The organism is Pedobacter sp. Leaf250 (assembly GCF_920984735.1).
Classification (GTDB): domain Bacteria; phylum Bacteroidota; class Bacteroidia; order Sphingobacteriales; family Sphingobacteriaceae; genus Pedobacter.
This window is the reverse complement of sequence record NZ_CAKLBU010000010.1, coordinates 50936-71990: the sequence shown is the minus strand read 5'-3', so window position 1 is coordinate 71990 and position 21055 is coordinate 50936. Positions and strand designations below refer to the sequence as shown.

The window sequence follows — 21055 nt, the reverse complement described above, 5'->3', positions numbered from 1 at the left end:
ACAATCAACAATGGAAATAAAAATAGCAATCTTCGAAGACAATAAACTCATTCGTGAGGCTTTGCAAACCATTATAAATGGAACGCCTGGTTTTGTATGTTCGGGAACATTTCCTAATGTAAATCAAGTTGAAGCTGATATTTTGTTTAGTCGACCCGATGTGGTGCTCATGGATATAGAAATGCCAGGGAGGACAGGCATTGAAGCGACAAAAATTATTACTGAACAATTTCCTGAAGTTAAGGTGCTGATTCAAACTGTTTTCAACGATAGTGATAAAATATTCAATGCGCTTTGTGCTGGAGCTTCTGGCTACATTTTAAAAACTGATTCTCCTGTAAAGCATTTACAGGCCATTGAGGAGGTTTATAATGGAGGGGCATCAATGTCATCGGCTATCGCACAAAAAGTGATGCAGTTCTTTGTGCGAAAAAACGTGATTTTAGTTCAGCCAGAAGAAACTGATTTTGAACTTAGCGCCCGGGAAAAGGAAATTTTATCATTAATGGTTGATGGAAATAACTATCGTGGAATTGCAGACAAGGCTTTTATAAGTTATGAAACCGTTCGTACACATGTTAAGCACATCTATAAAAAACTTCATGTTGCTTCCAGATCTGAAGCTATTTTAAAGGCTAAACAGCAAGGATTGTTTTAGTCTTAAAAATCACTCAATGTGGTATTTCTAATCCCTTTAATTTGATTGAGTTTTGTGGTGTAAATTAATTATCGCAAACTAAAATCAAATCTCATGAAATCTTTAAATTTTACCATTATTGTTGCAATTGTTGTCTTGGGACTATCATCATGCTCGAAAAACAAAGAACTTACGGAAGAAATTAATCAAGCTGAAATTCAGAAAAAACAAATTCAACAGGTTATCCCAGATCAATATTTAGATTCATTGAAAAAATTAGGGTTAACCATAAATACCGGAGTTTCTCCCGTAAATGTTGAAGGAAATTATGCCATCAATCCGCTGATTCTTCAATCAACCAATATTAAAGGCGATTACGTTATAGGTTACAAGTTTGCAGATGCAAGAGTTAATTTGTCGCAGCAAAAAGACGATTTTAGTATTAAGTTGTTAGGGAAAAATTTTGTATCGAGTAGAGATACCAGTTTGGTAACTGCAGTTTCTGGTACTGGAAATAATTTTACCGTATATGGCAAAATTAAATCTACTCAAGGAGGTAAGGTTGCAGAATTTGCAATAATTTTTTCGGGAACGCTAGAAAACAAAACTATTCGGGGATTTAAATATGGCTTGATCTGTATCTCAAACAAAAATGGCAGTGATGCAACTTTTATTAAAGAAGGGCAGGGCAGGGTTATTGTAGAAAGCGATGGGCTTTCGACGGCAATTACAGCGCAAGATTTTCTGGCCATTACCAGGGGTAAAGAATTATTTCAGATATTTGGCAGTGCCAAACCTTTTTAAAATTAATTCCTGAGAAAATATTTTAATACTCCCTTGTAAATCAAAAATAAAATTAGGATATTTGCATCCTCTAAAATAGAGGTATAAAAGAATAATAGAAAATGTCATAAGCGTTGTTGCCAGCAAATTGCAAGAATGTTCTTGATGTTTTCGCACAAATAACTTAATATAATATTCAGATGAAACCATCGAAGCGTTAGCGAGATAGCTTCATCAAAATTAAAAGAAAATAAAAATACGATGAAAAAAGATTTGCACCCTACAAGCTACAGACCAGTTGTTTTCAAAGATATGTCTAACGAATATGCTTTCTTAACAAAATCTTGTGTAGATACTAAAGAAACTATTAAATGGGAAGATGGTAACGAATATCCTCTATATAAATTAGAGATTTCTCACACTTCACACCCTTTTTATACTGGTAAAATGAAATTGGTTGATACTGCAGGACGTATCGATAAATTCAAAAACCGTTACGCTAAGAAATAATTTTAGCTGTAAAAAGCATTTTTTAAAGTCCCTTTGCCAAAAGCATCGGGACTTTTTTTATTTTTGTTGCTTATGACAATCAATTTTTTTGATGATGCGAGTTGGGCGTCTCTCCGTCCGCTTACTTTTACAAGACCTGTTGCTGATTTGCGTATTGGTATTTTAACCATCGCAGAAAAATGGGCAAAATATTTCGATGCCGATTTCGGTTTTAATACTCAAGATTATCTTTCCATAAAATATGCTTCAAAATCAAATGCGAGCTTATTTGTTAATGGATCCATATGTCCTGATCATAATTTACTCAGCGCCATTTCTGCTCTTAAAACCGGAGACGTTCTCTTATCTGGTGATATTATAATTGCCTATGCAGTTAATGAAAATTTAACGTATGAACAGGCCAGGCAACAACTTAAGCCAATTAATTACGGAACTGATTTTGTAAAGATCAATTTTCTTGAAAATATTTTCACTAATAATCCTTCAGAAATTAGAAAGGATTTTGAACTGCTAACAAAAGGACGTACTTCGGCTAAAATAAGTAGTACAAACCAATTATTAGGAGATGATGTCTTTTTTGAGGAAGGTGCAAAAGCCGAATGTAGCGTTTTAAATAGTGGCTATGGTCCAATTTATGTAGGTAAAAATGCCGAAATTTGGGAAGGAAGTTTGATTCGTGGTTCTTTTGCACTATGTGAAAATTCATCTATTAAAATGGGTGCTAAGATTTATTCAGGTACAACCATTGGCCCTAATAGTCGGGCGGGTGGTGAAATTAACAATTCAGTTATTTGGGGGAATTCGGCGAAAGGGCATGATGGGTATTTAGGAAATTCGGTGCTTGGCGAATGGTGTAATATTGGAGCAGATACCAATAACTCTAACTTGAAAAACAATTATGCCGAGGTAAAGCTTTATGATTATGAAAACAAAAATATGCGTAATACAAATTTGCAGTTTTGTGGGCTAATCATGGCCGATCATTCTAAATCGGGTATCAATACCATGTTCAATACAGGTACTACTGTTGGCGTTAGTGCAAATGTTTTTGGTGGTGGTTTGCCGCCAAGTCATATTCCTGATTTTAGTTGGGGAGGTGCCGATGGTTTCGAAAGCTATAAGCTCCATAAAATGTTCGACACAACAGAAAAAGTTTTAGCCCGTAAAAATCTAAAATTTAACGATTTAGATAAAAATATTTTAACTAAAATCTATGAGTTAACGGCTACTTACAGAAATTTTTAATATAACCACGGTCTATACAAAGATCATTAAATCAATATATACAATGAGAAAACAAATAGTTGCAGGTAACTGGAAAATGAATTTAGATTATAACGAAGGCATTTCGTTATTCAGCGAAATTGTTAATATGGTTAAAGATGAACGCAAAGGCGATCAATTGGCTATTATCTGTGCTCCGTTTATTCATCTGAACAGTTTAGCGAAATTGGGAGGAAACGATGTGAAAATTGGCGCTCAAAATATCCATGATAAAGAAAGTGGCGCCTATACTGGCGAAATTTCTGCTAAAATGATAAAATCTGTTGGTGTTGAATATGTAATCTTAGGCCATTCAGAACGCAGACAATATCAAGCTGAAAGTAATGAACTTTTAGCGGCAAAAACTAAAATTGCTTTGGCTAATGGCTTAACACCAATTTTTTGCATCGGCGAAACTTTAGATGAGCGCAATAATGGAAGTTATTTCGAAGTATTAAAGAAACAATTGGTAGAAGGTGTTTTCAGTTTAAGCGATACTGATTTTTCTAAAATTGTTATTGCTTATGAGCCAGTTTGGGCCATTGGAACAGGTTTAACGGCTTCACCGGAGCAAGCACAAGATATTCATGCTTTTATTCGTAGTGAGATTGAAGCCAATTATGGATTTAATATTGCCGATGATACTACAATACTTTATGGCGGAAGTTGTAATCCAGGTAATGCAGCTAGTCTGTTTGCTCAAAAAGATATTGACGGAGGCTTAATTGGTGGCGCATCATTAAAATCTCGTGATTTTACAGATATTATTAAAGCATTAAATAGCTAATGCAATATATAAAAGCAGTATTTAAATTCGAAAATATCGAAGAATTTCAGCAAGATTTGCTTATTAGTGATCTTGCTGAACTGGGATTTGATACTTTCGAAGACAGTGAAAACGGTTTCACTGCATTTATCATGAAAGATAATTTTAGCGAACAGGAATTACAAGGTTTGCTTTACCGTTATGCTGACGATTTCGCTTCTGATTATCTTTTAGAAGATGTTGGCGATGAAAATTGGAATGCAGAATGGGAAAAGAATTTCAGTCCGCTGGTTATTGATGATGTGTGCTATGTGCGAGCTACTTTTCACGAGCCACAACCGTCGTACCCGTATGAAATTGTGATTGATCCGAAAATGTCGTTCGGTACAGGGCATCATCAAACTACAACCATGATGATGCAGTATATTTTAGCTGCCGATTTAAAGGATAAGGAAGTATTGGATATGGGCTGCGGAACGGCTATTCTGGCAATTTTAGCTGCTAAGCTAGGCGCTAAAAGCTTGGTTGCTATTGATTATGATGATATTTGCTACGAAAGTACTATCGAAAATGCAGCTTTGAACAATGTAGATAATCTACAAGCAATTTGCGGGAGTAAAGAGGTTATTCCAAGCGAACAATACGATGTGATTTTTGCTAATATCAACAGAAATATCCTCCTTGATCAGATTCATCGTTATGCTGAAGTTTTAAAGGCAGAAGGAAAAATCTTTTTCAGTGGATTTTATCTAGATCCCGATTTGGGAATGATTACGGCTGAATGTGCCAAATATGGAATTAAATATTTGGATCATAAGCAAAATGGCGATTGGGTTGCGGCTCAGTTTGAGAAAAAATAAGGATTGAATTTTGAATGATTGAATGTTGGAAGCTGAGTTTTCGATGCATTCCCATTCTATCATTCAATTATTTATTCATCCAATAATTAATTCATATGCGTATACATTTTATTGCAATTGGTGGAAGTGCGATGCACAATTTAGCCATTGCACTACATAAAAAAGGTTATCAAATTTCTGGTTCGGATGATGTGATTTTCGAGCCAGCTAAATCCCGCTTGGATAAATATGGTTTATTGCCTGCTGAAATGGGTTGGAATGAGAATCGTATTTCTACCCATCTTGATGCTGTAATTTTAGGAATGCATGCCAGAATTGATAATCCTGAATTACTAAAAGCGCAGGAACTGGGTGTTAAAATTTATTCATATCCTGAATATATTTACGAACAAAGTAAAAATAAATTGAGGGTAGTAATTGGCGGGAGTCATGGTAAAACAACCATAACCAGCATGATTTTGCATGTGCTGAATTATTATAATCGCGATTTTGATTATTTAGTTGGTGCACAGCTGGCCGGTTTCGAAACTATGGTTAAAGTTACTGAAGAGGCACCTGTTATGATTATTGAAGGAGATGAATATTTATCTTCTCCAATTGATAGGAGACCAAAGTTTCATCTTTACAAAGCCAACGTTGCTGTGATTAGCGGTATTGCATGGGATCACATCAATGTGTTTCCAACTTATGCCGATTATACTTCGCAATTTGATAAGTTTATCAATACGATTGAAGAAAATGGTACTCTAATATATTGTGAGGCTGATCATGATTTAAATGAGATTGCAATAAAGTCGACAGCTAAAATCAATAAAATCGGTTATGGAATTCCAAACCATGAAATCGTAAATGGAATCACTTATTTATTGCCAAATAAGACGGCGTTAAAAATATTTGGCGACCATAATCTGATGAATTTAAATGCTGCAAAATTAGTCTGCCAGAAATTGAATATTAGTGCAAATGATTTTAATGAAGCAATTGCATCATTTACTGGCGCTGCAAAGCGTTTGGAAGTTATTTCGGCAGATGAATCGACAAATGTTTACAAAGACTTTGCACATTCTCCATCAAAACTTAAAGCAACTATTGATGCCGTTAAATCACAATTTTCCAATCGTAAGTTAGTGGCCTGTATCGAACTACATACTTTTAGCAGTTTAAATAAGGATTTTTTAAAGGAATATGCAGGAGCAATGGATAAAGCTGATGAGGCTATCGTATTTATTGATCTGAAATCCTTTGAGCAAAAACGAATGGAACCTTTTTCAGAAAACGATGTTCAGCAAGCTTTTGCTAACCCAAATCTTAAATTTTTTAATGAGGCGTCCAAATTGAAAGCTTATTTGTTAAGTTTAAATTATAAGGATGCCAATCTTTTAATGATGAGTTCGGGCAATTATGCAGGTTTTGATTTGCCTGAGTTAGCAGCTTCGTTAACAAAATAATGAAGAGCATCGGTGATCATATCAAGAAGTGTAGGGTAGAATCAGGTTTAAGTCAGGCTGATGTAGCAAAACTTCTTAACATTTCCACTCCGGCATTTTGTAAAATAGAAACTGGCCAAACGGATTTAAACCTCTCCAGATTACTCCAAATATCTAAATTATTTAAAATTTCAGCGGCAGAATTAATTACAGGTATGGCTGCAGGAACTGAATCTTTGGAAGATGTATCAGACTTGAAACAACAGCTCCTGGAAAAAGATGAAGAGCTCAATAAACTTCGCAAAAAGGTTATTGAGCTCTATGATAAATTGGGGGTGTAGCAGCAGGTGCAAGGAGAAAGAACAAGGATAAAAGAGCAAAGATAAATAATAAAAGAATAACGGATTTAACTCTTTAGATTTTGAATCTTTATTCCTTGCTCATTATTCCTATTAAAAAACCTTCCGCATAGTTAAGTGCTTTTTGCCAAAAGTGGCGCCGGTAGCTTTGTGTATAGCAATCATTTGCTCGTTAAAATCGCCAACCCAGCTTAATTCCAATTCTTTGTACTGATTTTTTGGTAATACATATTCTCCTAACCTGATGAAGAGAACTGATTCTAATCCGTGCTTCTGGAATTTAGGTTTTGTTCCCATCACAATTGCCCGCATACGCGTAACTCCAACCCAACGGCGATAAGCAAATTTCAGTTTCTCTAGTAAGCCTAATTTGCCATCAAAGCCTTTAATCATTTGGTTCGCATCTGGAATCAGTACCACGAAAGACGCTGGCTCTCCATTAAAATAGGCAAATTGAATTAAATGCTCATCCATTATGGGTTCCATACTTTTAAAGCTTTCTTCCAAAGTTTCTTTCTTTATGGGAACGAAATTTTCAAAATCCTGCCAACCATCGTTGTAAATTTCCATTAAATCGTTAATGTATTTCTCAGAATTTGTCTTGCTAAAATATTCAAAAGTATAGCCAGGTTTATTTCTTACCCAATTGGCTATTTTGGTAAAACGTTCTGGAAATGGAATGGTTAAATTGATGTGGTTGGTTAGCTGCTCGTATTCAGTTGCGAAGCCATAAGCATCAAAGAACTTTTGATAATATGGAAAATTATAGTTCATTCCAAAAGATGGAGGTGTAAAACCTTCTACTAATAAACCCCAAAACGAATCATTTTCTCCAAAGTTTATAGGTCCATCCATGGCTTTCATGCCGTTTTCAATTAACCAGGTTTTTGCAGTATCAAATAATAAGAAAGCTGCTTTCTCATCGTCAATACATTCAAAAAAGCCCATTCCACCAGTAGGATCCTCATAATTGTGGGCTTTTTTTTCGTTAATAAATGCCGCCACACGTCCGATTAAATTTCCTCCATCATCTTTCAAAATCCAACGAGTACATTTGCCGTGATTAAAGAAGTTGTTTTTTTCAGGATTAAAGACATTCTCTACTTCACTATCTAAAGGACAAATAAAGTTTTTATCGTTTTTATAAAGGATTTTTGGAACGGTTAAGAAATCTTTTTTAAGAGATGAATTGCTTACTGATATAATTTGCATGGGCAGATTTTAAAATTAAAAAGCATCCAGCCAAATGGCAGGATGCTCCTTCAAATATATAGTTTTTTAATGATTAGTAATCGTCATCATCGTCATCGAAGTTGTCGAAATTATCAAGATCATCTAATGGCATATCAAAATCATCTTCGTCTTCATCTTGAGATTTCTTTTTCGTAGTTTGAATATCGTCATCTTCAAGATCATCATCTTCATCTACCTGTTTTTTGGTAGTCGGCTTAGTAGGGAGTTTCTTTGGCGCTTTCATATCACAAAAATAAAAATTGCTTTTATACTTTAAAAATACAAAAAAACTTTTTCTAATAACAACCTGAAAACAAATAAATTAAATTATTCTAATCAACATTTTCTCCAACGGTATTTTCTTCTTTGGCGATATCTTTTAATTGTGGAAGTTGATTGATGTGATTTAAACCAAAATAATCCATAAAAATACCGCTGGTGCTGTACAGTATCGGGCGACCAGGAGTTTCAGCCTTGCCATCAATGCTGATCAATTCTTTTTCCAGCAATCGCTGTACTGAATAATCAGAATTTACACCTCTAATTTGTTCGATTTCTAACTTGGTAATGGGTTGGCGATAAGCAATTATGGCCAGTGTTTCCATCGCTGCCTGACTAAGTTTTTTCTTTGAGCGATGTAATTGCAGCTGATTTACCGTTTCGTGGTAATCTTTTTTGGTTAAAAACTGATAACCCTTGTTCAGATTTACCAATTCAATTGCAAAATCTTCATGGTTATATTTTTCTTGAATATGATCCAAGCTTTCGAAAACTTGTTGCTCAATATGTTCTGTTTCAAAAACTGCATTTAATGCCAATAAGATTTCTTGTACGGTAATGCTTTGAACTGAAGAAAATATAAGGGCTTCTATGTGCCTGGTGATATTAATTTGGGGCATACACAAAAATATAATTTTTGGCCATAAAAAAAGCGGTCTCGCTTTTAAAAAACAAGACCGCTTTCAACACACAAATGAAACCTGAATTAAGATATAGTTTTAGGTTAGGTTATTAAATATCTATATCAATTCTATAAGAACGTTTTGATAAACACTATCGTTTATTTCTAACACAAGTTTAAGGCTAAACATGGTGCAGTGTAACTTCTATTTAGTGAGTGGTATTAATAATTGAGTAAACGGTAAATTTGTTATTTTAAGGGAATTGATATAGATACAATTGTACCATTGGTAGCCAATTGTTTTACATTTAAGTGTATAGGTTTTGCTCCAATCTGGCTTAAAAGATTCAAACGCTCTTTGGTCATCTGCATTCCTTTACTTGTGTGTGTTTCCTTTTTATCACGTAACGAATTATTAATCCCAATACCATCATCAATAATGTCGATATTTAAATAATCAGTATGATGTATTTTAATATTAATCTGAATTTCTCCTCCTGTTTCTTTCGGCATAATGCCATGCCATATAGCATTTTCTACATAAGGTTGCAATAACATTGATGGGATTAAAGTTTCTTCTTTATCTATCTCTTCATCAATAGAAAAACTATATTTTAGCTTCTCTCCAAATCGATTTTTTTCCAATTTTAAATAGAGATTTAAATATTCAAGCTCTTCATCAAGTGTGATATAACTTTTGGTGCAAATTTCTAAATTCTTTCTTATCAATCGGGCAAAGCCTGTTAACACCCTATTTGCCGAAGCCGTATTTTGTGTGTTAATGTAGTGCTGAATTGAATTCATTACATTGAAAACAAAATGTGGATTCATCATAGCCTGCAAAGCCTGTTGCTCCAACATCAGCACTTTGTTTTTTAGCAATAATTGTTCTTGCTCCTTGTCTTTCTGTTTCCTGGTTATATAAACTGCGCCCTTGTAAAAAATATAAGCCACCAGGAGAATTAGGATAGATAAAAACCATAAGCTTTGCCAAAAATGTTTAGTAATAGTGAATGCGATTTTTGCTGATGGACCCCAATTTCCGTTTTGGCTTTTTGCAGAAACTTCGAAATTATAATCTCCCGATTGAAGAGAAGAGAAATCCAGTCGCCTTGTTCTGGTTTCTACCCAAGCCGAATTTTCGCTTAACCGATAACGATAGGTTATATCGCTCGTAGTAAAATCAACTGCACTAAAAGTAAATAAAATGGTGTTATTACCAGTTTCGAAGGTAAAATTTTTCTGGTTAACTGGTAATCTTTCATTATCCTTAATTATGGAAGTAACATAAACTTTAGGTAAATTCCGGCTGATGTTTTTATTATTGTATTTGAAAAGTATTAAACCTTTATTGGTAGCAAAATAAGCTGTGCTGTCATCAATAAATAAACTGTTAATATCATCGCTTAGCAAATCTTTCCCATAATCAAAATTCGCCACACTAGGCTGCCTAGGGTAATTTGCAATTTTGTTTACGCCCTTATTTGTTAATACCCAAATTTCATTGTTCTTGATAAAAATTTTGGTGCAAATGTTATTGGTTAAGCCATCTTTCAGCGTAATCTGTTTTATAATTTGATCATTTTTATAAAATAGCAATCCATAACCATCGGTGGCCAAAATTAATGTGCCATCACTTAGTTGTTGAATATCATTGATCCTTTTTGTTAACAAGGGATTTTTTTCAAAATGTTTGATCAGTTTTCCGTTGGCAAATTGCGACAGGCCGTTGATGTTTGAAAACCATAAACTACCATTACGATCATAGAAAACATGATAGGAGCGATCTTTAAAAAAATCTTCTTTCTCCCTATATTTTAAGGAGTTGAATTCAAAATTATTCAACCGATCGGAAAGAAAAACCACTCCTGATGAAAGCGCCAAAGCCAAATGGTTACTTTTTTCATCTACACTAAAATGTTTAATTACAAACATGGAATTATTGGTTTCCTTTAAATAGGCAACCTCATTGGTGGTATTGTAAATGTTTTTAAAAACCCCCATTCCATAATCAGAGGAAAAATATATCGATTGGTTTTTTGGATCGAAGTTTAGCTGTTTTACCGTTTTGTATTTTTTAAAATCATCCAATCCAATTTCATTAACCTGATAATTACTGATGGTTAAAACATCAATAACAGCATCATCAGTGCCTAGCCAAAGTCTGTTTTTTCCATCCTTTGTAATGCTTTTAATTACATTACTGCTCAAACCAGATTCTGCATCGATGATAGATAAACGATTATTTGCATTTGGCAACATGTAAATTCCAATGCTTGTAGCAAACCACATATTTTGGTTGCTATCTTTTATAACCTGATTAACCGGAATATCTTGAAGGTATTGAACAGTTTTCCCATTTTTATCCAGTGCGAACGAACCATTTGCATTGGCAATCCAAACTTCCTTCGCATCATTATCATAATAAAAATAGCCCGACATGTTTTTAATCAGGTTTTGCGGGATTGGAATGATGGAGGTGATTTTTCCTTTATCCAATTCCTTTAATCCACCCTTATCTAAATATAAAAGCGATTTGTTTTTGGTGTTAACCGCAGTCATGTAAGAGAGTGGCTGAACATCTGATTTAATCACCGAAAAGGTTTTTCCATCAAACTTTTGAATACTTAAATCACTATAAGAATAGATGTCTCCCTTATCATCTTCGTGGATAAAAGCATTGATAAATTTATCATTTGCATTAGGAGAAACGTATTTATTTATTCTTTTTCCATCCCAACAAACAATCAAATTTGAATTTGTTCCCAGCCAGATTCTACCTTGCTTATCCATTAAAAAAGAAACAATAACAGTATTCAGACTTAATTTTTTTAAAAGCTCGCTATTATCGCGATTATAAAATTTTCCATCTTGTAAATAGCTCAGTTGCCCGTTTAGTGCAAAAAACCAAATTCTTCCAAATTGATCTTCCTTCATTTGAAGAATTTGGGTATCGGGCAATCCATCTTCAATGGTAAAGTTTTGAAAATTTGTACCATCGAAACGACTTATTCCATTATCCGTTGCAATCCAGATAAAGCCTTTTTGATCTTGAAGGATAAAATAACAATTATTGCTTGCCAAACCATTTTTAGAGGTATAGTGCGGCAAATATGTCATTTGAGCTGTAGCAACTTGGCTTTGTGTGATGCTTATAAAAAATAAACAAGCAATGAAGAAGTAGTTCCTAAAATATAGGAAGGAAGCACTGGAGGCTATTTTATTTTCACACTTATTTTGTTTAATGATCACTGCCCGCCTTTATAAAAGATTTTATTTTATCAAAAAAATCGCTAGCTCTTCTTCTTGAGATATTAATACTTTCGCCATTCTTTAAAAATACCTGCAATCCATTTTTCGAATTGTATTCTTTTAAATGATTTAAATTGATGATGGTAGATTTATGTACCCGAACAAACTGTTCTGTAGGTAGTAACTCCTCAAATTCTCTTAAAACCTTTGAAACTGTAATTTTTTCTTGATTGCTCAGATGAACAATGGAGTAATTACTATCAGCTTCGATATAAATAATATCATCAACATCAATCATTTTAAAGCCCTGTCCGTAAGGTAAAGTCAATTTTCTGATTTCTGATTTTGATGCCAGGTTCGATGCCAGATTGCTTATCCTTTCATCGTTTGCATTTTGATTTTTAAATAATTTAATGTGTTGCGATACTTTGTCAACCGCAATTTTCAATTCATCAATATCGATAGGCTTTAATAAATAATCCAAAGCATTCGCCTTTATCGCTTTTAGCGCATATTGATCATAAGCTGTTGTAAAAATAACTGCAGCATTATGCTTTTGTGCATCAGGTATTAAATCAAAGCCATTTCCGCCAGGCATGGCAATATCTAAAAAAATTAAATCGATGGGATGATGGGCTAAAATATCTTTTGCTTCTGCAACAGATCTAGCTATGCCGGTAATTTCTACTTCAGGACAATTTTGCTGAAGCAAAAAAAATAATGATGATCGTGCAAACTCCTCATCATCAACAATAATGGCTTTAAATACAGTCATATTTATGGGTTTGTGAATGTATCAAAATCGATTAATAAAAAAAAATGTAAAAACAAAAAACCGGGCATAGAATTGTCACGTATGTATCATCAACGAATTCAAAAAACCCTAAACATAGTCACTATGAAAAACAATGAACTAGAAACAAAAAGTGAACTTCAAGAGGAAAGTTTATTAAAAAGCACAGTAGGTAGGAGATCCTTTCTTCAATATGCTGGTGCAAGTGCAGCCGTTTTAGCTTTAGTAGCAGCAGGTTGTAGAAAAGATCGTAATTATACCGACCCTGTTGCTGGTGTAACGCTTGATTTTAAAGATGATTTTGGTGTATTAAATTATGCTTATGCATTAGAGCAATTAGAAGCAGCATTTTACATTCAGGTTGCTAACTCTAATCCATCAGGATTTACTACAGCACAAAAAGCATATTTCCAAGATGTTCAATTTCATGAAATTGCTCACAGGGAGTTTTTCAAAAAAGCGTTGGGTACAGCTGCAATTGGTAGCTTAGAAGTTAACTTCTCGGCTGTAGATTTCACTAGTGGTGCAAGTGTTTTAGCTACTGCAAAAACATTTGAAGATTTAGGTGTTGCGGCTTATAACGGTGCTGGAGTAAGATTGAAAGAAACTGCTTATTTAGTATTGGCTGGTCAGATTGTTTCTGTTGAAGCACGTCATGCTGCATATGTTAGAGATCAGATTTCTAACGGTACATTTGCTGATTTAGGTACACTTACTGCTTTCGGCGCTGTAGATGCAAATGGATTAGATGGTGCATTAACACCAGATAAAGTGTTGCCATTAGCTGCTCCATTCATCAAAACAAAAATTAACGTTATCAACCTATAATCTTAAACTCAGAAATCATGAATATCATAAATATATTAGACGAAATTGAAAAAGTTGATGGAGAGATCTATGAAAGATTAAATCCACGTAGAGCAGCAATGAAGAGTTTCTTCAACGTTGGAAAGAAAATTTCTTTGGCAGCTTTACCATTGGCTTTAGGTTCTATGTTTCAAAAAGCTTACGGACAATCAAACCCGGCAAATGTTACCGAAGTATTAAACTTTGCATTGGCATTGGAGCATTTAGAATATAACTTTTACAACAGAGCTTTATTAAGTACTGGTTTAATTCCGGCTGGTGCTGCAACAACTGCAATTACTACAATTCGTACACATGAGTTGGCTCACGTTAACTTATTGAGAAGCGCAATTACAGGTGCAGGTGGTACACCAATTGCATTAACTGAGGCTAACTTTGATTTTACTGCTGGAAATACTTTTGGCGATGTTTTCACAAACTACGGAACATTCTTAAAAGTTGCTACAGCTTTCGAAGATACTGGTGTTAGAGCTTACAAAGGTCAGGCGCCTATATTAAAAGGCATGCCAGTGTTAACTACTGCATTACAAATTCACTCAGTAGAAGCACGTCACGCTTCACACTTACGCCAAATGACGGCAGCATTTTTAAATGTTCCGCTGAAACCATGGGTAGGTTTAGGTGCAAATGGAGTTTCTAACGATACTGGAGTTCCTCAAGTAGATCCTGTTTACGCTCGTGAAAACAACACTATTCAAGCAAATATCGAAATTACTGGTATAAACGGAACAGCTGTAACTAGAGCTGCAGCAGCAGAATCTTTTGATGAGTTTTTAACAGGAGCTGAAGTTAAAACAATTGCAAACTTGTTCATCAGAACTGGTTCGAAATTAACATAAGCCAAAAAGAATTTACATTATTGATTAGGTAATGTTTAGTTTAAGGTAGGGAGGCAGAACTGGGTTCTGTTTCCCTTTATTTTTGCCCAGGATTTTATAAGATTTTTAAGATCAGGGTTTATTTCATTTATTATTAGAAAAGCAGGATTCTGTTTTTCAATTTATGCCCATCCTGCTCGCTTCAATCTTTTACTGGCAAAGTTACTAACTCTGATTGACTAGGTGCGGATAGAGTTAGTGACTTTAAAAGTATTTCCGCTGCAATCAGGTTTATTGAACACAATTAGTGCTTCAAAAATAAGCCTGCTGCTTTTCCAAAGCCTAAAAAAAGCCTCCACATTAATGAAAGCTTAAGTTTTATATTGCACTAAGGTAATTGGAATTGTTTTAAATGATGATTCATTCATTCACTCATTCAATCATCCAATAATTCTAATAAGTAATCACCTGTTCTTCTAAATGTTCAGGTAAATCTCTATAGTTGTATTTTTGCCCACGTAATTGAGGTTCAAATCCAGCCGCTCTTATCGATTGTTGAATACCATTTGCGGTAAAACGGTGGGGCGCTCCAGCCGCTGAAACTACATTCTCTTCAATCATAATTGAACCAAAATCATTAGCACCTGCATGTAAACAAAGCTGAGCTGTGGTTTTTCCAACTGTTAACCAGCTTGCCTGAATATTCTTAACATTTGGCAGCATAATTCTGCTCAAAGCAATCATCCGGATATATTCATCAGCAGTTACATTATTGCTAATGCCGCGTAAACGTTTCAGTAGAGTGCCGTCATCCTGAAATGGCCATGGAATAAATGCTAAAAATCCATTTGCATCAGCAGGTTTTTCACTTTGTACCTGGCGAATCCAAACCAAATGCTCAAAGCGTTCTTCAATGGTTTCCACGTGGCCAAACATCATTGTTGCTGAAGTGGTAATATCCAGTTGATGGCAGGCACGCATCACATCTAACCATTCTTGTCCGCCACATTTACCTTTTGAAATTAAACGGCGAACGCGATCATTCAAAATCTCTGCACCAGCACCTGGAAGGGAGTCCATCCCGGCGTCTTTTAAAACTTGTAATACTTCGGTATGCGAAATGCCTTCCAGTTTTGCAACGTGTGCAATCTCGGGTGGGCCTAAAGCATGAAGTTTTAAATCAGGATATAATTCTTTCAGTTTCTTAAAAAGATCGGCATAAAAGGCCAATCCTAAATCGGGGTGGTGCCCACCTTGCAAAAGCAATTGATCGCCACCTAAACGAAAAGTTTCTTCAATTTTAACTTTATAGGTTTCAATATCAGTAATATAACTTTCATCATGACCAGGTCTGCGAAAGAAATTACAGAATTTACAGTTGGCAATACATACATTGGTAGTGTTTACATTGCGATCGATTTGCCAGGTAACTTTACCATTCGGAACTTGAATTTTTCTTAATTCATTAGCCACGAACATCAACGATGCGGTATCAGCATTATGATATAAAAAAACACCTTCTTCTTGGCTTAAAAAATCAAAATGCAAAGCCCGCTGCAGTAAATCGGCTGTATTCATAGCACAAAGATAGTCAAAAGTCCGAAGTGGAAAGTTTAAAGTCGTCAGTCTTTAGTCAAAGAATTATAGTTCTAAATAAACTATTCTTAAAGCTTTTAAAATTGTGTCTTCCATCTTACATTTTCCATCTCACATTTTACCCTAAAAGTATATCTTTACCACTCTAAAAAATTATATGGTAGATTTTAATCGTTTTACACTCGCTAACGGGTTAAAGGTTTTGGTTCACGAAGATCCAACAACTCCAATGGCAGTTTTAAATATTTTGTACGATGTGGGTGCTCGTGATGAGGACGCCGAAAAAACTGGTTTTGCACACTTATTTGAACATTTAATGTTCGGTGGTTCTATCAATATTCCCAATTACGATGAACCATTACAAAGGGTAGGGGGCGAAAACAATGCTTTTACCAGTAACGATATTACTAACTATTACATTACTCTGCCCGCAGAAAATATCGAAACTGCTTTCTGGTTGGAGAGCGATCGCATGTTGAGTTTGGCTTTCTCAGAAAAAAGTTTAGATACACAACGAAATGTGGTGAGCGAAGAATTTAAACAGCGTTATCTAAATCAGCCTTATGGCGATGTTTGGTTGAAACTACGCCCTTTGGCTTATAAGAAACATTCGTACCGTTGGGCAACAATTGGCAAAGAACTTTCACATATTGAAAATGCAACAATGGAAGATGTTAAGGCATTTTTCAAGAAACATTATACGCCTCAAAACGCCATTCTAGTTGTTGGTGGCAATGTGAAAACGGATGATGTAAAAAAATTGGCTGAAAAATGGTTTGAGCCCATTCCCGCAGGAGAAAAATATGAGCGCAATCTGATTCATGAAGAACCTCAATTAGAAGAAAGAGCTGAAACCGTTAAGGCAAATGTACCTCTTAATGCCATTTATATTGCTTTTAAAATGCCAGGCAGATTAGATGCGGATTATTATGCATTTGATTTATTATCAGATATTATGTCTCGTGGACAGTCATCTAGATTGTACAATAGCTTGTTAAAAGAGCAAAAGTTATTCAGCGATATTAACGCTTACATATCAAGCAGTTTGGATCCAGGTTTATTTGTTGTAGAAGGTAAATTGGTTGAAGGCGTAACTACCGAACAGGCAGAAAAAGCTATTTGGAATGAGCTAAATCAACTAAAGGCAGAATTGGTAACCGATAATGAACTTACCAAAGTGAAAAATAAAGTAGAATCTGTTTTGGTGTTTTCAGAGATGAGTTTGTTGGATAAAGCCATGAACCTTGCTTATTACGAATTACTTGGAGATGCAAAATTACTTAACCAAGAAGCAGAGGAGTTTTTAAAAGTTACAGCTGATGACATCAAGAGAATTTCTAACAATACCTTTAAAAAAGAATCATCGTCTACATTGTACTATTTAACCGAAAAAGATGCTTAACAGACAACAGGCGCCTGATTTCAAGCAGGTATCAACCATAAATATTATTCAGCCACAGCAAAAGAAACTAGACAATGATGTTCCGGTATATGTGGTTTATTCTGGAGAACAGGATTTAGTTCGAATTGAATTTTTATTTAACAATGTAAATTGGAATGTAGAAAAACCCTTGCAGGCTATTGCGGTGAGTGCCATGCTAAATAATGGAACCAGCAAACTTTCATCTAAAGAAATTGCAGAGCAAATTGATTTTTACGGTGCTTTTTTCCAAACCGAATATGCACAAGATCAATCTGCAGTAACACTTTACACTTTAAACAAACATCTGGCTTCAGTATTACCAATTGTAAAAAATGTATTGAGCGATAGCCAATTTCCTCAACAGGAACTTGATATATATATTCAGAACCAGAAGCAAAAATTGCAGGTAAACTTGCAGAAGAACGATATCTTATCCCGTAAAGAATTTGCCCATGCCTTATTTGGCGATACGGCTTATGGAGTTGATATTCAAGCCAAACATTATGATGAATTGCGAAGAGAAGATTTGGTTGATTATTTTAAAGCGGCCTATACGCCAAATAATTGTACCATAGTAGTATCAGGAAAATTTGATGATGATAGCTTCGATTTGCTCAATCAACAATTTGGAAGCCATTGGGAAAAAAGCGATTCAAAAACCAATACATTTCAATTTAAGGCTTTGAGTAAACAATCAGTTTACAAGGAAAGGCCTGAAGCCATACAATCGGCCATACGAATTGGTAAAATTGCAGTTAACCGAAAACATGAGGATTTCCCTGGCTTACAGATTTTAAATACTGTTTTGGGTGGTTATTTTGGTTCTCGATTAATGAACAACATTAGGGAAGATAAAGGGTATACTTACGGTATTGGGTCAGGAATTTCATCTCTGCAGGATGCAGGCTACTTTTTTATTGCTACCGAAGTAGGTGCTGAAGTTTGTGCAGATGCGCTGGTTGAAATTTACAAAGAAATGGAATTGCTTAAAACCGAACTTATTGGTGAAGAAGAACTAAATTTGGTAAAAAACTACATGCTAGGATCGATGTTGGGTAGTTTAGAGAATATTTTTTCTCATGCAGATAAGTTCAAAAACATTTACTTTTTCGGGCTGGATTATGATTATTACGATCGATACATTGCCAAAGTAAAGAACATAACTGCCGAAGAAATATTAACTTTAGCTAATAAATATTTAAACAACGACGACCTCACCGAAGTAGTGGTGGGTAAAAAATAATATAAGATTTGAAGAAGTCAGGTTTTTTAAACTTGACTTCTTTATTTATCTATACTGGCATAAGTAAGCTGTTTGTACTGCTGTTTTAACACTAAAAGATGTATTGGCTTCAACATTGAAATTCGTTCCTGCTTCGAAAGTTTTCCAATCGTTTTGTTCAGGTAAGAGAACCTCTAATTCGCCCTCAATAACATGCATAACTTCCAGCTGTGCCGTTCCAAAAGTATATTCACCAGGATTAATTACACCAATGGTAGATTTTCCTTCTGCGGTTTGATAACCTAAAGATTTTACATTTCCTTCAAAGTAGCTGTTTTCTGTAATCATTGTGGTTCTATTTTATTGCAATGATAATAAAGCCTTTGAATAAATTATCTATTTATCGCAAATTTTCATTTGTCAGCCAACCTCAATATTTATCCATTTTTAGCTTTACGCTTTTATTTCCATGGTTTTTTTGTATCTTTGCCTGGCAAATAATAAATCGTAATTTATTTGCTATGCAACTCGACTCCACAAAATTTATTGCTACAGGTTTAACATATGACGACGTACTTTTAGTGCCCGCATATTCGGAAATTCTGCCTCGTGATGTAAATACAGCCACTTTCTTAACTAAAAAAATTAAGCTTAACGTTCCATTGATTTCTGCAGCCATGGATACGGTAACAGAAGCTGAACTGGCCATTGCCATTGCGCAAAATGGCGGTATCGGTATGTTGCACAAAAACATGACTATCGAGAGACAGGCTAACGAAGTGCGCAAGGTGAAACGTTCGGAGAGCGGAATGATTCAAGACCCAGTAACTTTACTAGAAACTGCAGTAGTTGCCGATGCTTTCAAAATTATGAAAGAACACAAGATTGGCGGTATTCCGGTGGTTAGTAACGATAATAAACTGGTAGGTATCATTACAAATCGCGATTTGCGCTTCCAAAAAAACATGCAACGTCCAATTGCCGAGGTAATGACTAAAGATAATTTAATCATTGCTCCGGAAGGAACAACCTTAGTTCAGGCAGAAGAAATTCTTCAAAATCATAAAATTGAAAAATTGCCAGTTGTTTCAAAAGATGGCTATCTAAGTGGTTTAATCACTTTCAAAGATATTTCAAAAGTTAAAAACTACCCGGCAGCTTGTAAAGATGAACGTGGACGTTTACGCGTAGGCGCTGCGGTTGGCGTAACTGCCGATACCTTACAGCGTGTTGATGCTTTGGTTCATGCTGGTGTTGATGTAATTACAATCGATACTGCTCACGGACATTCGAAAGGAGTAGTTGATAAATTAAAAGAAGTAAAAGCAAAATATCCTGATTTACAGGTTATTGTAGGTAACATCGCAACTGGTGCTGCTGCTAAATTTTTGGCTGATGCAGGTGCTGATGCTGTTAAAGTTGGTATTGGTCCGGGTTCAATTTGTACCACCAGAATTATTGCGGGCGTTGGTGTTCCTCAACTATATGCCGTATACGAATGTGCTAAAGCATTAAAAGGTACAGGCGTTCCGGTTATTGCCGATGGTGGAATTAAACATACTGGCGATATTGCTAAAGCTATTGCATCTGGGGCAAGTACGGTTATGGCTGGTTCATTATTTGCCGGAGTTGAAGAATCTCCTGGTGAAACCATCATTTATGAAGGTCGTAAATTTAAATCTTACCGCGGAATGGGCTCTATTGAAGCAATGGAGCAAGGCTCAAAAGACCGTTATTTCCAGGATGTAGAAGATGATATCAAAAAGTTAGTTCCTGAAGGAATTGTAGGTAGAGTGCCATTTAAGGGTACTCTGGCAGAAGTGATGTATCAATACATTGGTGGTTTACGTGCAAGTATGGGCTATTGTGGTGCTGCAAGTATCGAGGCTTTGCAGGAAGCACAATTTGTGCAAATTACCGCTGCGGGTATGCGTGAAAGTCATCCACATGATATTACAATTACCAAGGAAGCGCCGAATTATACGAGATAAAATAAAGTAAAAAGTAAAAAGTATATAGTTTTCTATACCGTGGTTATTTCAGCCGCGATAGAGAATTTAGCTTAAATAAAATTAGAAGCGAGGCATCAGAAACGATAGCCTCGTTTTTATTTAATGTGTAGCTTTAAATAACTAAATAATCTCTACGCTTTAAACGATAACTGTTTTAATTGCACAAATCTGATTTCCCTAGCTAAGCCGTCCTTTAGATTTGTATCAGTATCTATTTAAGGATTAATCGAATATTATTATTTGCTTAAATTTGAATAAGAGATTTAGATATTACCTAATCGGTAGCGGCACATTAATACTTCGTCAAGGTTTTTATACCTATGAAATGATGCA

At 35.1% G+C, this 21055-nt stretch carries 20 protein-coding genes; 13 read left to right on the top strand and 7 right to left on the bottom strand.

Features of this window, described 5'->3' with window-relative positions; all coding sequences use genetic code 11:
- Positions 1-10: 10 nt before the first annotated feature.
- The 8 genes from LUA91_RS10910 (at position 11) to LUA91_RS10875 (ending at position 6587) form a co-directional block, all read left to right on the top strand.
- Positions 11-658: a response regulator transcription factor gene (locus LUA91_RS10910; protein WP_231426075.1), complete on the top strand. Its 648-nt coding sequence runs from the start codon at positions 11-13 to the stop codon at positions 656-658.
- Between the two features lie 93 nt (positions 659-751).
- On the top strand, positions 752-1441 hold the full coding sequence (locus tag LUA91_RS10905) for a hypothetical protein (protein WP_231426074.1): 690 nt from the start codon (positions 752-754) through the stop codon (positions 1439-1441).
- Between the two features lie 240 nt (positions 1442-1681).
- Positions 1682-1930, top strand: coding sequence for a type B 50S ribosomal protein L31 (locus tag LUA91_RS10900; RefSeq protein WP_025142617.1), 249 nt, complete (start codon positions 1682-1684; stop codon positions 1928-1930).
- Between the two features lie 72 nt (positions 1931-2002).
- Positions 2003-3175: a putative sugar nucleotidyl transferase gene (locus LUA91_RS10895; RefSeq protein WP_231426073.1), complete on the top strand. Its 1173-nt coding sequence runs from the start codon at positions 2003-2005 to the stop codon at positions 3173-3175.
- A gap of 43 nt (positions 3176-3218) precedes the next feature.
- On the top strand, positions 3219-3980 hold the full coding sequence (gene tpiA, locus LUA91_RS10890) for a triose-phosphate isomerase (RefSeq protein WP_231426072.1): 762 nt from the start codon (positions 3219-3221) through the stop codon (positions 3978-3980).
- Entirely contained in the window at positions 3980-4819 is an 840-nt protein-coding gene (gene prmA, locus LUA91_RS10885; RefSeq protein WP_231426071.1) for a 50S ribosomal protein L11 methyltransferase, read from the top strand. The genes tpiA and prmA overlap by 1 nt, the downstream gene beginning before the upstream one ends.
- Before the next feature lie 95 nt (positions 4820-4914).
- Complete coding sequence (gene murC, locus LUA91_RS10880; protein WP_231426070.1) at positions 4915-6267, top strand: UDP-N-acetylmuramate--L-alanine ligase; 1353 nt, start codon at positions 4915-4917, stop codon at positions 6265-6267.
- Positions 6267-6587 (top strand): helix-turn-helix domain-containing protein, encoded by a 321-nt coding sequence (locus LUA91_RS10875; protein ID WP_231426069.1) that lies wholly within the window; start codon positions 6267-6269, stop codon positions 6585-6587. The genes murC and LUA91_RS10875 overlap by 1 nt, the downstream gene beginning before the upstream one ends.
- A gap of 111 nt (positions 6588-6698) precedes the next feature.
- On the opposite strand, the gene LUA91_RS10870 is transcribed toward LUA91_RS10875, so the two are convergent.
- The 5 genes from LUA91_RS10870 to LUA91_RS10850 all read right to left on the bottom strand — a co-directional run bounded on the left by LUA91_RS10870 (position 6699) and on the right by LUA91_RS10850 (position 12766).
- Positions 6699-7817, bottom strand: a complete 1119-nt coding sequence (locus LUA91_RS10870) for a GNAT family N-acetyltransferase (RefSeq protein WP_231426068.1) — start codon at positions 7815-7817, stop codon at positions 6699-6701.
- A 73-nt stretch (positions 7818-7890) separates the two neighbouring features.
- Entirely contained in the window at positions 7891-8082 is a 192-nt protein-coding gene (locus LUA91_RS10865) for a hypothetical protein (protein WP_010601824.1), read from the bottom strand.
- An 88-nt stretch (positions 8083-8170) separates the two neighbouring features.
- A complete protein-coding gene (scpB, locus tag LUA91_RS10860; RefSeq protein WP_231426067.1) occupies positions 8171-8737 on the bottom strand; it encodes an SMC-Scp complex subunit ScpB in 567 nt (188 codons plus the stop codon).
- A gap of 251 nt (positions 8738-8988) precedes the next feature.
- Positions 8989-11859 (bottom strand): two-component regulator propeller domain-containing protein, encoded by a 2871-nt coding sequence (locus LUA91_RS10855; protein WP_231426066.1) that lies wholly within the window; start codon positions 11857-11859, stop codon positions 8989-8991.
- A 121-nt stretch (positions 11860-11980) separates the two neighbouring features.
- Positions 11981-12766, bottom strand: coding sequence for a LytTR family DNA-binding domain-containing protein (locus LUA91_RS10850; RefSeq protein ID WP_231426065.1), 786 nt, complete (start codon positions 12764-12766; stop codon positions 11981-11983).
- Between the two features lie 123 nt (positions 12767-12889).
- Between LUA91_RS10850 and LUA91_RS10845 the strand changes: the two genes are divergently transcribed.
- A complete protein-coding gene (locus tag LUA91_RS10845) occupies positions 12890-13612 on the top strand; it encodes a ferritin-like domain-containing protein (RefSeq protein WP_231426064.1) in 723 nt (240 codons plus the stop codon).
- Between the two features lie 17 nt (positions 13613-13629).
- A complete protein-coding gene (locus tag LUA91_RS10840) occupies positions 13630-14490 on the top strand; it encodes a ferritin-like domain-containing protein (RefSeq protein WP_231426063.1) in 861 nt (286 codons plus the stop codon).
- A gap of 432 nt (positions 14491-14922) precedes the next feature.
- Here the strand turns inward: LUA91_RS10840 and LUA91_RS10835 are convergent, their stop codons facing one another.
- Positions 14923-16047, bottom strand: a complete 1125-nt coding sequence (locus LUA91_RS10835) for a CofH family radical SAM protein (RefSeq protein WP_231426062.1) — start codon at positions 16045-16047, stop codon at positions 14923-14925.
- 175 nt (positions 16048-16222) lie between these two features.
- On the opposite strand from LUA91_RS10835, the gene LUA91_RS10830 reads away from it, so the two are divergent.
- Together LUA91_RS10830 and LUA91_RS10825 are read left to right on the top strand one after the other, a co-directional pair.
- A complete protein-coding gene (locus tag LUA91_RS10830; protein WP_231426061.1) occupies positions 16223-17467 on the top strand; it encodes a pitrilysin family protein in 1245 nt (414 codons plus the stop codon).
- A complete protein-coding gene (locus LUA91_RS10825) occupies positions 17460-18731 on the top strand; it encodes a pitrilysin family protein (protein ID WP_231426060.1) in 1272 nt (423 codons plus the stop codon). The genes LUA91_RS10830 and LUA91_RS10825 overlap by 8 nt, the downstream gene beginning before the upstream one ends.
- Positions 18732-18776: 45 nt before the next feature.
- On the opposite strand, the gene LUA91_RS10820 is transcribed toward LUA91_RS10825, so the two are convergent.
- Positions 18777-19058 carry a pyrimidine/purine nucleoside phosphorylase gene (locus LUA91_RS10820; protein WP_231426059.1) on the bottom strand — a complete coding sequence of 94 codons (282 nt, stop codon included), beginning with the start codon at positions 19056-19058 and terminating at the stop codon, positions 18777-18779.
- Between the two features lie 173 nt (positions 19059-19231).
- On the opposite strand from LUA91_RS10820, the gene guaB reads away from it, so the two are divergent.
- The gene (gene guaB, locus LUA91_RS10815) at positions 19232-20701 is read left to right on the top strand and encodes an IMP dehydrogenase (RefSeq protein ID WP_231426058.1); all 1470 of its coding nucleotides are present in this window, start codon (positions 19232-19234) and stop codon (positions 20699-20701) included.
- Positions 20702-21055: the final 354 nt, after the last annotated feature.

What these genes read in the sequence shown, in the direction of transcription:
- LUA91_RS10910 (WP_231426075.1), top strand. Translation starts at nt 11, where the DNA reads ATGGAAATAAAAATAGCAATCTTCGAAGACAATAAACTCATTCGTGAG.
- LUA91_RS10905 (WP_231426074.1), top strand. Translation starts at nt 752, where the DNA reads ATGAAATCTTTAAATTTTACCATTATTGTTGCAATTGTTGTCTTGGGA.
- LUA91_RS10900 (WP_025142617.1), top strand. Translation starts at nt 1,682, where the DNA reads ATGAAAAAAGATTTGCACCCTACAAGCTACAGACCAGTTGTTTTCAAA.
- LUA91_RS10895 (WP_231426073.1), top strand. Translation starts at nt 2,003, where the DNA reads ATGACAATCAATTTTTTTGATGATGCGAGTTGGGCGTCTCTCCGTCCG.
- tpiA (WP_231426072.1), top strand. Translation starts at nt 3,219, where the DNA reads ATGAGAAAACAAATAGTTGCAGGTAACTGGAAAATGAATTTAGATTAT.
- prmA (WP_231426071.1), top strand. Translation starts at nt 3,980, where the DNA reads ATGCAATATATAAAAGCAGTATTTAAATTCGAAAATATCGAAGAATTT.
- murC (WP_231426070.1), top strand. Translation starts at nt 4,915, where the DNA reads ATGCGTATACATTTTATTGCAATTGGTGGAAGTGCGATGCACAATTTA.
- LUA91_RS10875 (WP_231426069.1), top strand. Translation starts at nt 6,267, where the DNA reads ATGAAGAGCATCGGTGATCATATCAAGAAGTGTAGGGTAGAATCAGGT.
- LUA91_RS10870 (WP_231426068.1), bottom strand. Translation starts at nt 7,817, where the DNA reads ATGCAAATTATATCAGTAAGCAATTCATCTCTTAAAAAAGATTTCTTA.
- LUA91_RS10865 (WP_010601824.1), bottom strand. Translation starts at nt 8,082, where the DNA reads ATGAAAGCGCCAAAGAAACTCCCTACTAAGCCGACTACCAAAAAACAG.
- scpB (WP_231426067.1), bottom strand. Translation starts at nt 8,737, where the DNA reads ATGCCCCAAATTAATATCACCAGGCACATAGAAGCCCTTATATTTTCT.
- LUA91_RS10855 (WP_231426066.1), bottom strand. Translation starts at nt 11,859, where the DNA reads ATGACATATTTGCCGCACTATACCTCTAAAAATGGTTTGGCAAGCAAT.
- LUA91_RS10850 (WP_231426065.1), bottom strand. Translation starts at nt 12,766, where the DNA reads ATGACTGTATTTAAAGCCATTATTGTTGATGATGAGGAGTTTGCACGA.
- LUA91_RS10845 (WP_231426064.1), top strand. Translation starts at nt 12,890, where the DNA reads ATGAAAAACAATGAACTAGAAACAAAAAGTGAACTTCAAGAGGAAAGT.
- LUA91_RS10840 (WP_231426063.1), top strand. Translation starts at nt 13,630, where the DNA reads ATGAATATCATAAATATATTAGACGAAATTGAAAAAGTTGATGGAGAG.
- LUA91_RS10835 (WP_231426062.1), bottom strand. Translation starts at nt 16,047, where the DNA reads ATGAATACAGCCGATTTACTGCAGCGGGCTTTGCATTTTGATTTTTTA.
- LUA91_RS10830 (WP_231426061.1), top strand. Translation starts at nt 16,223, where the DNA reads ATGGTAGATTTTAATCGTTTTACACTCGCTAACGGGTTAAAGGTTTTG.
- LUA91_RS10825 (WP_231426060.1), top strand. Translation starts at nt 17,460, where the DNA reads ATGCTTAACAGACAACAGGCGCCTGATTTCAAGCAGGTATCAACCATA.
- LUA91_RS10820 (WP_231426059.1), bottom strand. Translation starts at nt 19,058, where the DNA reads ATGATTACAGAAAACAGCTACTTTGAAGGAAATGTAAAATCTTTAGGT.
- guaB (WP_231426058.1), top strand. Translation starts at nt 19,232, where the DNA reads ATGCAACTCGACTCCACAAAATTTATTGCTACAGGTTTAACATATGAC.